Genomic DNA, 12291 nt, shown 5'->3' with positions numbered 1-12291 from the left:
TGCATTAAAGTAAAGTCAAGAGCAGAAATTAAACAGCCACAGGAGGTAAGAAATTATGAGAACAGAAGCATTTTTAAGCTACAAAATGACTACAGCAGATGCCAATAATCCGGAAGGTGTAATCCCGGTTGGCAGACAGTTTGATTTCATCGGCGATGTAGAGACAGAACTGATGATTTTAAATGATGGGGACGAATCCCTCTGCCTCGGTTATAACGATGTGAAATTCATGGAAGATGCTTACGTGGGAGACCAGCTGAACTTTAAGGCAACTATGGTCAAAGTAGGAAACACATCAAGGACCTGCCTGATCCAGACTTTTAAAGTGGCTACTCCTGCAAAGAGACTCAGAATCGAAGGCGCTAAGGATGGAGATATGTACTATTTTGATGAACCTAAGCTGATCACAGAAGGAAACGTTATCCTCGTAGTTAAAAAACAACTTCAGCGGGGAGTACAGCCGGATGGAACGGTCAAAGATCCATGGAAAGCAATCGATTAATATTACATATTAGGATAGATATAAACAAATCAAGGAGGTTTTGATATGAGCGAACAGACAGTAACAATGAGATACAGAATGTCAAGCAGAGATGAATTTTATGGCGGAGGTGTAGTAAACGGCGCACGCTCCATTACTTATATGGGTGATACCGCAGACCGCTTAATGGCAAAAGTATGCGGCAATACAGGAAGATGCTGCCTTGTGGAAAAGATCCGTTTATATAACCCTGTCTTTGCCGGGGATTATATGGAATTCATCGCAAGAGTCACAAAAACTGAAGGAAATAAAGTCTACATTCAGTGCCGTTCTTTTAAAGTGGCCCAAATTCCTGAAGAACCTGAATTTGAAAGTTCTATTGATATGCTCAGCGATCCGGAGATCTCAACCGAGGCATTCTTTGTTTATGAAATTCCGGAACATAAAATGAAAGCTTAGATAAAAGGAGGAGTACATGAAAGCATTAGAAGGCGTTAAAGTTCTGGATCTGACACATGCATATAACGGACCGTTCTGCACGACCCTGCTGGCAGACAACGGAGCCGATGTCATAAAATTTGAGCCTATCCAGGGAGACCAGTGCAGAAGCTGGGGACCGATCGATGAAAAAAGTGGTGAAAGCGGGTTTTATGCATTCTTAAATCGTAATAAAAAAGGGGTCACCCTGAATCTTAAAAACGACAAGGCCAGACAAATCTTTTATGATTTAGTTAAAGATGCCGATGTGGTCGTTGAAAATTTCCGGGCCGGTGTATCCAAAAAATTAAAAGTAGATTATGAAACATTAAAAAAGATCAATCCGAGCCTCGTATATGCTTCCGGTTCCGGCTTCGGACAGTACGGTCCGCTGTCTAACCGTCCTTGTTACGATATTGTTGCCCAGTCTATGGGAGGAATGGTAAACATGACGGGATTCCCGGACTCTCCTCCTACCAAAGTAGGGCCTTCTATCGCTGACAATGTGACCGGAATCTATCTGTGTGTAGGCGTCCTGATGGCACTGTTTAACAGAGAACGCACCGGACAGGGACAGCAGGTAGATGTTGCTATGGCAGACACCATTTTCAGTCTGCTGGAAAACGCCATTGTTACGACGACTATGGATGGTGTGATCCCTCAGCGTCAGGGAAATATCGACCCTTCGATCGCTCCATTTGATATCTATGAAGCCAAAGATGGATATATTGCGATTGGTGTGGGCAACGACCGCCTGTTTAAAACTTTCTGTGAGACCATCGGCCGGGAAGACCTGCTCGATGATCCGCGTTATAAGACAAATGATCTGAGATGCAAAAACTACAAAGATGGTCTGCAGCAGCTCATAAGTGAATGGGCTTCCTCCAAAGGAAAAAAAGAGATCGAAGCTCTGTTTGACAAAGCCGGTATCCCATGCGGTCCTGTACTGGATATGCAGGAAGCCATCGACCATCCGCATTTCCAGGCGAGAGAGATGATGGTTCACATGGATCATCCGACCATCGGAGAAATGTATTTCCAGGGTTGTCCGATCAAATTGACTGAGACTCCAGGCAGTGTAGACACTCCTGCTCCTCTGTTGGGACAGCATAACAAAGAAGTGTTTGGTCTCACGGATGAGGAGCTGGAATCACTAAAAGCCGAAGGCGTAATGTAATTAGGAGAGCGGGAGGTAAAAATGGATTTTAAACTGACAGACGGACAGGAAATGCTGAAAAAGACAGTTCGTGAATTTGCTGAAAAAGTGGTAGGGCCCCGGGCCGAAGATGTGGATCAGACCGGGATCTTTCCGAGAGATACATTTGAGCAGATGGCAAGGCTCGGTCTTACTGGAATCGGGACTCCGGAAGAATACGGCGGAAGCGGAGGCAATGACATTGATAAGGTGATCACAGTCACAGAACTTGCAAAAAAATGTGCAGCCACGGCAGGTATTCTGTCTATTCACACCATCTTTGCTTCTGTACTTTTAAAGTTCGGCAGTGAGGAACAAAAGAAAAAATATTTACCGGAAGTGACATCCGGCGGACACCTTGCAGCTTTTGCGCTGACAGAACCCAATGCCGGCTCCGATGCCGCTGCGGTAAGGACAACGGCTGTTTTTGATGAGGAAACTGGAGAATATGTCTTAAATGGTACAAAATGCTTTATTTCCGGCGGAGGCCAGGCAAAATATCTTCTTATTTTTGCTCTGACCGACCCATCCAAAGGAGTCAAAGGATTATCTTGTATTTTAGTAGAAAAGGGAACACCAGGATTCTCTGTCGGTAAGATTGAGAACAAAATGGGAATCCACGGTTCAGAAACCGCAGAATTAATCTTTGACCAGTGCCGTGTTCCAAAAGAAAATCTTGTAGGCAAAGAAGGCGCCGGATTCAAGATGGCCATGAATGCTCTGGACGGCGCCAGAATCGGTGTTGCAGCACAGGCGCTGGGAATCGCAGAAGGTGCGCTTGATGAGAGTGTCAAGTATATGAACGAGAGGGTTCAGTTCGGAAACCCGATCAAAGCTCTTCAGGGTCTTCAGTGGTATATTGCAGATATGGCCACAAAAACCGAGTGTGCAAAATGGATGATCTACTATGCCGCTTATTTAAAAAGCACTGGCCAGCCACACACAAAAGAAGCTGCCATCGCAAAATTAAACGCTTCTGAAAATGCAAGATTTGTTACGAATCTTGCCCTTCAGATCCATGGCGGCTATGGCTATATGAAAGACTATCCTTTAGAACGCATGTACAGAGACGCCAAAATCACTGAAATCTATGAAGGTACTTCTGAGATCCACAAGGTCGTGATCTCAAGAGCCGTTTTAAATTCTAACGGAAAGTAATGGGAGGGAAAGCATGAAGATCATTGTATGCGTAAAGCAGGTTCCGGATACCAACGAAGTCCGGATCAACCAGGAGACCGGGACACTGATCCGGGAAGGAGTCCCAAGCATTATCAATCCGGATGATAAAAATGCATTGGAGGCTGCCTTTGTCCTGAAAGAAGAAACAGGAGCCGAAGTTTCCGTCGTAAGTATGGGACCTCCTCAGGCTGCAGATGCATTAAAAGAAGCGATTGCAATGGGAGCAGACCATGCATATCTGGTGAGCGATCGGGCATTCGGAGGATCTGACACATGGGCTACTGCCACAATCCTTGCGGCAGCCATTGAAAAAATCGGAGATTATGACCTGATCCTATGCGGAAGACAGGCCATTGACGGTGATACCGCACAGGTAGGACCTGAAATCGCTGAATTTCTTGGCATTCCACAGATCACCTATGCAAAACATATCGAGTGCGATGGAGACGCTCTGAATGTAACAAGATTTACGGAAACAGGAGACTATAAGATCCGCACTAAACTGCCGGTACTCCTGACTGCCATCAAGGAACTGAACGAGCCAAGATTCCCGACCGTACAGGGAATTTTCAGAGCTTATGACGGAGATGTAGAAATCAAGATGTTAGGTCTTTCTGATCTGGATGTAGATCAGACTCAGATCGGACTAAAAGGTTCTCCCACCAATGTTTACCGTTCCTTTGTCCCTGTTAAATCGAAACAAAGTGAGATCATCGAAGGAAGAACGGATTCAGACAAAGCGGAAACCCTCATTGAGAAGCTTCTGCAGGCAAATTTGATTTAAGGAGGACAGAAAATGGAACGAGCAAAAGTAAACCAGGGAATCGACCTGAGTGCATATGAAGATGTCTGGGTCCTTGGAGAACAACGGGAAGGGAACATACAGCCCGTTACGATCGAACTGATGGGAGAAGGCCGCAAGCTGGCCGATCAGCTTAAGAAAAAACTTGCTGTTGTAATACCAGGTTACAAAATTGAATCAGAAGTTGAAAAGCTTCTTCACTATGGCGCTGATGTCGTTTACTATATGTCACATCCGCTCCTTGCAAGCTTTTCAACCGACGGCTATACTTCCGCTTTTGTACAGCTGATCCAGGAAAAGAAACCCGAGATTGTTCTGGTAGGCGCAACCTCGATCGGCCGCGATATCGGACCAAGGATTGCTGCCCGGCTTGGAACAGGGCTTACCGCAGACTGTACAAAACTTGAGATTGACGCAGAAGACGGAAAAATTCTTCAGACAAGGCCTGCATTCGGAGGGAACCTTATGGCCACCATTGTCTGCCCAAAGAACCGGCCGCAGATGTCTACGGTAAGACCCGGCGTCATGGAGAAAGCCATCCATCAGGAAACGGCTGCCGGAACAATGGAAACTTTTATTCCGGATCTCTCAGAAAATGATATCAGAGCAAAGCTTGTAGAAATTATTAAAAAAGAAAAGAAACAGGTCAATCTGACAGACGCGCGGATCATCGTATCCGGAGGCCGGGGATTGAAATCCGCAGAGGGATTCCATTTGATTCAAGAGTTAGCTGATGTCCTCGGTGCGGAAGTTGGATCTTCCAGAGCTTGTGTAGAGGCTGGATGGATCGATGCTTCCCATCAGGTAGGACAGACAGGAACCACGGTACGTCCGGATATTTATATCGCCTGTGGTATCTCAGGCGCAATCCAGCATCTGGCAGGAATGAATGAATCAAAATATATTGTTGCAATTAATAAAGACCCAGAAGCGCCGATCTTCGGCATCTGTGATTATGGGATTGTAGGAGATTTAAATGATGTGATTCCGGCAATGATTGCCAAGCTCACACAGAAAGAGGTTTCAATATGAATTTTCAATTAACCGACCAGCAGTTATCCATTCAGAATATTACAAGACAACTGGCTCAGACTGAATTGCTTCCAACTGTATTAAAAGATGATGAAGAAGGGAAATTCCCTGAAAAAGCCTATGCAAAAATGGGACAGATGGGCCTGATCGGTCTTCCATTTCCAAAAGAATACGGCGGACAGGGAGCCGACTATCTCTCTTATGTATTAGCTGTAGAAGAAATCTCCAAAGTAAACTCTTCCGTAGGAATTGCTTATTCTGTATGTACTTCCCTCTTCTCCGGCGGTCTGATCAACTCTGCCAGCGAAGAGCTCAAAAAGAAATATCTTCCGGATGTCCTGTCCGGTAAAAAGATGGGTGCTTTCTGTCTTACTGAGCCGGAAGCAGGTTCTGACGCTGCCGGATGTAAGACAACCGCTCTCTGGGACGGCGAAGCTTATGTTCTGAACGGTCTGAAATGTTTTATCACAAACGGACCTCTGGCTGACTACTTCCTTGTATTTGCCCTGACAGATCCGGAAAAGAAAACAAAAGGATTATCTGCTTTTGTCGTAGAAAAAGCTATGCCGGGAGTTTCTGTCGGCACGATCGAAAACAAATGTGGGATCAGAAGTGCTCAGGTTTCAGAGATTATCTTTGAAAATGTAAGAGTTCCAAAAGAAAATATGGTAGGTGAGGAAGGCAGGGGATTTGCTGTTGCCATGAAAGACTTGGACGGCGGAAGAATCGGTGTTGCTGCCCAGGGTCTTGGAATTGCAAAGGGCGCTTATGACATCGCTCTCCAGTACCTGAAAGACCGCCAGCAGTTTGGAAAACCACTGTTTAAAAATCAGTATTTGACGTTTAAAATGGCGGAACTCTCTGTACAGATTGAACAGGCACAGTATATGCTTTATAAAGCTGCTATGGATAAACAGGAAGGACGCAGTTACTCTATCTCTGCGGCTAAAGCAAAAATGGTATGTACCGATGCGGCTATGCAGGTTTCACAGGAAGCCGTACAGATGCTCGGAGGCAACGGTTACATGAAAGAATACCATGTAGAGCGCATGATGAGAGATGCCAAGATCACACAGATCTATGAAGGCACCAATGAAATTCAGAAGCTTGTGATCAGCGGCAGTTTGTTCCGCTGAATCAAAGAAATAAGAGTCAAAGGCCCGGCTGTCTGCCGGGTCATTTAGATTTTACTGTCTTATGTATTTGCCTAGACAATGGTTTAAGAAATTTGTCTAGCTGATTCCATATCGCTTCCATATCTTTTGAAACATCCCTTGTGTGATGAGCCCGCATAACAAATATTGTTTGGTTGTAGACTCTATCTCTGATACCCGAATATCATACCAGAACCAGTCATCTTTTTCATAATATGCATCTGCTTCCTTGATTAGTTTTTTCAGCACGGTCGGCATAGGAAAATCTAAATTTATTTTGTTATTTCTATATAATTGAATCATTTTCAAATACCTTCTTTTTTATTTTATAGTACCACAACAAACCAGTAAAAATAAAATAACCTTTTAGGTAGAACTTTTTTATCATAATGCTCGTTCATCTCTAATTACTCTATGTATTCTCATTTTAATTGTATTTTTCTCCTATCGCAATATTTATTATTCAAAAAGTAATTTAATGTTGAAATAAAAAAGGAACGTTCCACTTTAAAGGAAGAGAACGCATCCAACAAAAGTTTAATAGTAGAACGTTCTTGCAGGGTTAAGTGTTTATATTTGTTCATAATGAGAATCTCCAATCAATACCAGCATCACAAGATAAGAATATACTAAAAATTGCAAGGATAACTTCCATAGGGGATGTTACAGGGATGGAATTTAAATATTCTATTTACGCTTCTAAAATATTTACCATATTTTTATATATTCAATATTGACACGATTTAAAAAAATGTGTATTATACTCTACAATTCTAGAATTTTTTTACAGGCAATAATATTATATAATATGAATAATTTTAACTTTAATCAAGGAGAGCCAACTATGAAAAAAAAATTATTTATTACTGCACTTATTTTATGTACTTGCTTCTGTGTCACGGGAATTGGTGTTTTTGCTAATACATTTAATAACGATACAGAACAGGAAATTAATTTGGACGAATATATGCAAGGTTCAAAGCCAAGTACATCTCAGATAATCTATGGTGTGAAAAAAGATGCTTCCGATAAACAAAGTATGCTCAGATCAAGACCAAAAAAACCAAACGCCAGAAAAGGATATTTCTGGGTAGAGTGGGAGCCAGAAAAATTACATGGCTATTTTGACAATAATTATTATCAACATCGAGTATCCTTAAAAAATTCCAATTCAAGTAAATACTATTCCAGTTCTTGGACTGTAAAAGGAAAAAGAGCGCATAAATGGATTTACTCAACCTTAACAGGCAACAAAGCAAAATGGAGTACAAGATAATTAATTAGAGACTAGGATAAAATATATTTAGCAATTATCTGCTCATAATTATCTGTCTGAAATATTAAAAAGGCATTTTCTGCATGATTGGAGAGAGGCATTCTAAGAGCCGAACGGAAATCATGTGGAGAATGCCTTAGTATGTGGCTCTATTAATATCTCTTGTAAGGAATCTAAATTATGAAAAAGATTATGTATTTACTGCTTGCACTGACCATCACTATCACAAATATTTTTGGATTTCATCTATTTAATAATTATCGCTTTGCCGAGGAGCTTTTTCATAAAAAGACAGCAGTTTTTGAATACTATCATACATCGGACCGGACTGCTGCGGACACAAAAGATATGCGTCAGGCTATGATTGATTTTTCCCAACATACTCATACAGGCGTTATGCAGTATGAATTCATGAGTGAAACAGATTTGAATGTTTATGCCACTGATGAAATGTTTCACACACAAAAAAAGTTGAAAACCGGGAGTTTTCCCATGACGGGACAATTCTTGTCTAACAAAAAGGGGAATAAAAACAAAGTATCCGGAACATTCTGGTTTCCTTTTACAAAGTGGAACATTCATGTCTATCGGTTTCAAGATGTTAAAAACGTGGGCTTGGGGGATACCTTTTATTTTCATAACATGACTGAGAAATCAAGAAAAACTTTTTTGAAAGAGTTTTCGGTTTATGGAAAAATCGACATACATCCTTCCTATGCAGACAGTCTGAAACTGTTGAATTTTTCTATGTTATCTATCGTAGTTTTAGCGTTTGTGCTTTATATTGCCGGCATTCTTGTGTTTATGATTTCCAATACAAAAAAGTTTGCCCTCATGAGGCTTTGGGGATATTCTAAAAAACAGATGTTCTGTCAATTGCAGATACAGTTTATGAAACTGCTGGCTGGAATCTGGGCCACCCAAATATTTTTATGGATCGGGGCATGTTACAGAACCGAAGGTCCCTCCAATTTTATAAAATATTTTTTGGCTGCATTAACCATTAACATTTTCATATTTGCTGCCATAAGCCTTATCAATCTGGCTGCTTTTTATGTTGTAACATGCTTGGAATTGTCTGCGTCGCAAGTGAAAGGAAAAAGAATTTTTGGAAATGCCAAATGGATTTCATTGTCTCTGCTTGCGGCTGCTATGCTGGGCATCTTTTATATGGTAAATCTGACATCACTAAATTACCAAAGACTAGAGGAAAAGAAACAGGGGCTGGAATTCTGGAATCAGTCAAAAAGCATATTTAAGATTGAGTACTCAGAGTATAATCCTGCGGTTTGGCATGATCTGGTTCCTGAGAGAAAGACAAATGATAAACTGTCGAGATTTTATGAGACAGCCAAAAATCAGGCCGGAGTTTTTATGATCGAATCAGATAATTTTGCAGTATCAGCCAAAAGCGGTGGAAAAAAAGTTTACGCTTACGAAGATGGAATGTCTGAAAAGGAGGCTGTCTGCTCTCCCTATGGAAAACGCATTACTGTTGATTTAAATTACTTAAAACGAAATCCGATCAGGACCACAAATGGAATTTCCATTCAAGATCAAATGATTTACAATAAAAATACGTTAAACGTGTTGGTACCTTTAAACTATAAGAAATACGAGAAAGATATTTTAAAAGAATATAAAGATTATTTTTATTTTCAAAAAGTAGATGTAGACAATATTTATCGAAAGGCAATGAAAAAGACTCTTAATAAGACTCCCAAAAAACAGTTATCTGTTCACATTATCTATACAAAGCCGAACCAAACATATTTTACTTATTGTGCCGGCACAGGAAACGAAAAGAATCAGGTGACCGACCCTATTGCCATCGTATATACAAATGTGATAGATTCCTCTAATATTGCATCAATGTATAATACTTATTTGTTTATGGAAGATCATTCAAAAGGAGATGCATATCAAAAAATTGCTCCTATTGTCAAACATCTGAAATCAACAGGGGTAGATAGTGTTAAGAATGTCTATGGGGAGGCAAGTTCAGCACTTGTGAGAATCCACAATGCATTGTTTCAGCAGGTAATCACGCTGATCACGGCTGGAATTTGTGGTCTTATTTTTCTAACCAGTGCGATATGGTGCTATTTTAATTCAAAGTTGTACCGGATGAGCCTGGAATTTCTGTTTGGATATTCCTTCTGGCAAAGTGTGAAAGAACTTGCTGTCTCATTCCTCATGATTGATATTCTGGCGGGACTAATCATATTTCTTATTAATCGGAGCTATGTCATTCTCCTGTATCCTGCCGCCTCAATATTTTTGCAGGGAATCGTACTGAGAATAGAATATAAATATTTAAATAAAAAAGGAGTCTTAATGACTTTGAAAGGAGAGCAGCTATGATATCGCTTCAACATATTGATAAGGCATTTGGAAATCATCAAGTACTCAAAGATTTTTCCATGGACATAAAGGAGCATGAATTTGTCTCCATTATGGGACCAAGCGGATCAGGAAAAACTACAATCTTAAATTTAATCGGACTATTGGATACTCCTGATACAGGAACGGTTCAGATCAAAGAAAAAAGCAGAATATCGGGTAAGGATCTTCAATATTTCCGCAGATACATTCTCGGATATGTATTCCAAAATTATGCCCTCATAGAAAATGAGACTGTGATGGAAAATCTGCTCCTGTCAAAGCCCTACAGCAAAGATTTTTCAAAAAAAACGGCAGATAAAATTTTGCAAAAGGTTGGTCTGAATACAGAGTGCAAAAATCAAAAAGTGTTTGAATTGAGCGGTGGAGAACAGCAGCGAATCGCACTTGCACGGGTAATGTTAAAACCCTGTGAGATTATATTAGCTGACGAACCTACGGGGAATCTGGATGAGGATAATAAGAAAAAAATCATTGAACTGTTTTTGCAGATGAAAGAAATGGGCAAGACTATCGTGTGTGTTACACATGATATGGAAATGGCAAAAAGCGCTGACAGAATTCTTCACTTGTGAGAAAGGAATTTGAAAATGAAAAAAGTTACATTGTCCTTTATTAATTGCATTTTAATATTATTAACAGTGGGTATCCATAAGGTTATTTACCGAAGTTTTAATTTGAGCTATGACAGCCTTTTCATATATTGGGGAAGCTTTATTCTTATCTTCTTTTTCTTGAATCTGATTGTTAACTACATTGCCTTTATGAAAACGACAGAGTCATATCGTAAGCATTAAAAGAATTCAAATTTTGAAATGCTCCCAAGGCCTTGCTGTCTGCCGGCATTGGGAGCAAGACAATGTGGGAGACAACGTATACTTTACTCTTTGTACCATCAGTCTATTGAATCTGATATCTTACTCTTAAATCATTCAGTGATCTAAAATCCACAAATCTGTCATGCTGTAATCGCCCCACTACAATACCAGGATGAATCCCCATTTGACCAGCAAAGTCCAGTATACTTTGCCTGGTAAAATTGGACTCACTTATAAATTCATTATAATCATCTTCTGATATTAAGGAACGTACCGCAAACAAATCCGCTTCTTTCTCAAGCTTCATATCTACAATTTCAATTTCATTATCATTTTGTGCTGCGATAAATGTCTTAGTTATACAAATAATACCATGTTATTTATTGTTTATCTATATCTTATAAAGATTATACTAGCTAAATCGGTTATTTTTTAATAAATATTATCTTGATACCTATATTCTACTTTATGGCACATGGGCATTGTGGACAAATTGAGAATTGTTTTCTTGAAAACTAAATTTTAAACCGTTCAAATAGACGTGCCTTGCGCAATAAGGTATAATATTTTTAAAGGTTGAAATTTGTGGAGGGACAAAATTTTGGACAGGAATCATTACTATTCTATCGGGGAAGTGGCAGCCACCTGCAATACTTCGATTAAGACGCTTCGTTACTATGACGAGATCAAGCTGGTAGTTCCGGAGGTCCGGAAAGAGGAGAGCAAATACCGCTATTACAGCAAAGATCAGATGGTAACCATCTCTATCATCCGGAAACTGCGCATGCTCGGTTTTTCGATTAAGGAAATTAAAGAAATTGTTTCTGCAAACCAGGTCCGGAACCTGGAACAGAAAATTGAAGACAAACTGGTATGTATAAAAAAGGAAATTGAAGCTCTGAATCAGAAATACTTTGAGGGGGAGCAGTTTTTACAGAGATTAAAAGAAGGTGCCCAGATCCTTCATCTCTATGATGATGATCTGAAAAAGATCCAGGCCGGTGAGATGGATGCGATCACGGTCAAAGAAGTGCCTGAAGTAAATCTTTATCACTCCCGCAGGATCATGCAGTCTTATCACAATGACGAGGTCTCCCTTGAGCGGTGGGTAGAGATCAACGATGAAGTCTCAAGACACGGCCTTAAGGTATGCGGCCCGATAACAGTCACCTATTACACGGATCTGCTGGACCAGTTTCTTTCTAAAGACTGTGATATTGAGTTCGGCATTCAGGTAGAAGAAAGCGGTTCCAAACATGTCCGAAAGTTCGGCGGCTTTCTTGCAGCTACCGCTTTTCATGTTGGACCGTACAGCGATGTTATCAAATCCCACATCAAAATCATTCAGTGGATCAATCAAAATCATTACAAGGTTGCAGGTCCGGTTTCAGAAGAATTTATCATTTCCCCTGTGGACCTGCGAAATGAAAATGAACATGTTACTAAAATCATCATCCCTGTCACAAAGTAATTT

Annotated in this window: 14 protein-coding genes; 12 read left to right on the top strand and 2 right to left on the bottom strand. The window is 40.5% G+C overall.

The annotated features are described in order from the left end of the window. Nucleotides 1-55 precede the first annotated feature (55 nt). From CI597_RS12780 to CI597_RS12750, 7 genes are read left to right on the top strand one after another with little or no spacing between them, the layout of a single operon-like run. Nucleotides 56-502, top strand: a complete 447-nt coding sequence (locus CI597_RS12780) for a hypothetical protein (protein ID WP_024729183.1) — start codon at nucleotides 56-58, stop codon at nucleotides 500-502. A 45-nt stretch (nucleotides 503-547) separates the two neighbouring features. Continuing rightward, nucleotides 548-940, top strand: a complete 393-nt coding sequence (locus CI597_RS12775; protein WP_024729182.1) for a hotdog fold domain-containing protein — start codon at nucleotides 548-550, stop codon at nucleotides 938-940. Nucleotides 941-956: 16 nt separating this feature from the next. Next, on the top strand, nucleotides 957-2135 hold the full coding sequence (locus CI597_RS12770) for a CaiB/BaiF CoA transferase family protein (protein WP_024729181.1): 1179 nt from the start codon (nucleotides 957-959) through the stop codon (nucleotides 2133-2135). A 21-nt stretch (nucleotides 2136-2156) separates the two neighbouring features. Next, nucleotides 2157-3311 carry an acryloyl-CoA reductase gene (gene acrC, locus CI597_RS12765; protein ID WP_024729180.1) on the top strand — a complete coding sequence of 385 codons (1155 nt, stop codon included), beginning with the start codon at nucleotides 2157-2159 and terminating at the stop codon, nucleotides 3309-3311. 13 nt (nucleotides 3312-3324) lie between these two features. Then, entirely contained in the window at nucleotides 3325-4116 is a 792-nt protein-coding gene (locus CI597_RS12760; RefSeq protein ID WP_024729179.1) for an electron transfer flavoprotein subunit beta/FixA family protein, read from the top strand. Nucleotides 4117-4128: 12 nt separating this feature from the next. After that, nucleotides 4129-5166, top strand: a complete 1038-nt coding sequence (locus CI597_RS12755) for an electron transfer flavoprotein subunit alpha/FixB family protein (protein WP_024729178.1) — start codon at nucleotides 4129-4131, stop codon at nucleotides 5164-5166. Then, nucleotides 5163-6302: an acyl-CoA dehydrogenase family protein gene (locus tag CI597_RS12750; protein ID WP_024729177.1), complete on the top strand. Its 1140-nt coding sequence runs from the start codon at nucleotides 5163-5165 to the stop codon at nucleotides 6300-6302. The genes CI597_RS12755 and CI597_RS12750 overlap by 4 nt, the downstream gene beginning before the upstream one ends. A gap of 96 nt (nucleotides 6303-6398) precedes the next feature. Here CI597_RS12750 and CI597_RS12745 read toward each other — a convergent pair whose 3' ends face one another. Then, nucleotides 6399-6623, bottom strand: a complete 225-nt coding sequence (locus tag CI597_RS12745) for a hypothetical protein (protein WP_024729176.1) — start codon at nucleotides 6621-6623, stop codon at nucleotides 6399-6401. A gap of 541 nt (nucleotides 6624-7164) precedes the next feature. On the opposite strand from CI597_RS12745, the gene CI597_RS12740 reads away from it, so the two are divergent. The 4 genes from CI597_RS12740 to CI597_RS19515 all read left to right on the top strand — a co-directional run bounded on the left by CI597_RS12740 (nucleotide 7165) and on the right by CI597_RS19515 (nucleotide 10796). Beyond that, nucleotides 7165-7596 carry a hypothetical protein gene (locus CI597_RS12740; RefSeq protein ID WP_024729175.1) on the top strand — a complete coding sequence of 144 codons (432 nt, stop codon included), beginning with the start codon at nucleotides 7165-7167 and terminating at the stop codon, nucleotides 7594-7596. A gap of 180 nt (nucleotides 7597-7776) precedes the next feature. Further along, a complete protein-coding gene (locus CI597_RS12735; protein ID WP_024729174.1) occupies nucleotides 7777-9960 on the top strand; it encodes a hypothetical protein in 2184 nt (727 codons plus the stop codon). After that, nucleotides 9957-10574 (top strand): ABC transporter ATP-binding protein, encoded by a 618-nt coding sequence (locus CI597_RS12730; protein WP_024729173.1) that lies wholly within the window; start codon nucleotides 9957-9959, stop codon nucleotides 10572-10574. Before CI597_RS12735 ends, CI597_RS12730 begins: the two co-directional genes overlap by 4 nt. A 15-nt stretch (nucleotides 10575-10589) precedes the next feature. After that, nucleotides 10590-10796, top strand: coding sequence for a bacteriocin-like WGxF protein (locus CI597_RS19515; RefSeq protein ID WP_081723922.1), 207 nt, complete (start codon nucleotides 10590-10592; stop codon nucleotides 10794-10796). A gap of 103 nt (nucleotides 10797-10899) precedes the next feature. Here the strand turns inward: CI597_RS19515 and CI597_RS12720 are convergent, their stop codons facing one another. Further along, nucleotides 10900-11124, bottom strand: a complete 225-nt coding sequence (locus CI597_RS12720) for a hypothetical protein (RefSeq protein WP_024729172.1) — start codon at nucleotides 11122-11124, stop codon at nucleotides 10900-10902. A gap of 294 nt (nucleotides 11125-11418) precedes the next feature. On the opposite strand from CI597_RS12720, the gene CI597_RS12715 reads away from it, so the two are divergent. Further along, nucleotides 11419-12288, top strand: coding sequence for a MerR family transcriptional regulator (locus tag CI597_RS12715; protein WP_024729171.1), 870 nt, complete (start codon nucleotides 11419-11421; stop codon nucleotides 12286-12288). Nucleotides 12289-12291: the final 3 nt, after the last annotated feature.

The organism is Anaerostipes hominis (ex Lee et al. 2021) (genome assembly GCF_002270485.1).
In the GTDB taxonomy this organism is placed as follows: Bacteria; Bacillota; Clostridia; order Lachnospirales; family Lachnospiraceae; genus Anaerostipes; species Anaerostipes hominis.
Note: the sequence above shows the minus strand (reverse complement) of the source record. Positions and strands in the feature narration are given on the sequence as shown.